Raw genomic sequence first — 252 nt, 5'->3', positions numbered from 1 at the left:
ATCCAACACTTTAAAGGTGTATGTCATTTATATGTTGATAAAGACGCCGACCTTGAAGTGGCAATTAACCTACTGCTTAATGGTAAAACGCAACGCACCGGCGTGTGTAATGCTTTAGAAGGCTTAGTTGTACATCAAGATATTGCCGATGAGTTTTTAAACTTGTGTGCGGTAGTGTTACGTCAAGAAGGCGTTAAAATTAATGCCGATAGCCAAGCAGCTACGTATTTTGACAATGCAACAGTACTGGGC

1 protein-coding gene is annotated in these 252 nt (G+C 40.9%); it reads left to right on the top strand.

Annotation, left to right across the window (positions count from 1 at the left end; all coding sequences use genetic code 11):
• Window positions 1-252 (top strand): aldehyde dehydrogenase family protein (locus AAEY62_RS23590; protein WP_350636888.1); only part of this gene is annotated, 252 nt, incomplete at both ends.

It is taken from the genome of Pseudoalteromonas sp. GW168-MNA-CIBAN-0100 (genome assembly GCF_040309225.1).
GTDB lineage: Bacteria > Pseudomonadota > Gammaproteobacteria > Enterobacterales > Alteromonadaceae > Pseudoalteromonas > Pseudoalteromonas arctica.
This window is presented reverse-complemented; position numbering and strand designations above follow the sequence as displayed.